A 649-nucleotide genomic window follows, 5' to 3' on the forward strand; every position below is an offset into this window, starting at 1 on the left:
TGGGCGGCATGCGCCGTGGTGCTGTGGGTGGTGCCGCCCGAGCCCGCGCGCCATGCCGACGCCCCGCGCGGGCGCCTGGCCGAGGTGTGGCGCCATGCCGACCTGCTGCGGCTGAACCTGGGCGTTTTCGTTCTCCACACGGTGCAGATGGCCATGTGGGTCGCCGTGCCCGCGCTGCTGGTGCAGGCGGGACTTCCCAAGGCCGCGCATTGGCAGGTGTACCTGCCCGCCGTGGTGCTGTCGTTCGCCATGATGGGCGGGCTGTTCGCGCTGGAGCGGCGCGGCCGCCTGCGCGAATCGCTGCTGGCCGCCATCGGCCTGGTGCTGCTGGTGCAGCTGGGTCTGGGCGGCGTGGCCGCGGCCGGCGCCGTGCCCGCGCTGTGGGCGCTGGGGCTGCTGCTGTTCGTGTTCTTTTGCGGCTTCAACGCGCTGGAGGCCAGCCAGCCCAGCCTGGTCTCGCGCATGGCGCCGCCGCACCTGCGCGGCGCGGCCCTGGGCACCTACAACACGCTGCAGTCGCTGGGCCTGTTCGCCGGGGGAGCCCTGGGCGGCGCGCTGGCCAAGTGGGCCGGCACGCCGCAGCTCTTTGCCGTGACGGCGCTGCTGTGCGCGGTGTGGCTGGCCGCCAGCTGGGGCTTGCGGCCGGTGG

1 protein-coding gene is annotated in these 649 nt (G+C 74.6%); it reads left to right on the forward strand.

What is annotated here, in order from left to right:
- The coding region (locus AC27KI_RS26685; RefSeq protein ID WP_487116908.1) for an MFS transporter at positions 1-649 on the forward strand (649 nt) is incomplete at both ends.

This window comes from Acidovorax sp. KPB24-03, from assembly GCF_057546605.1.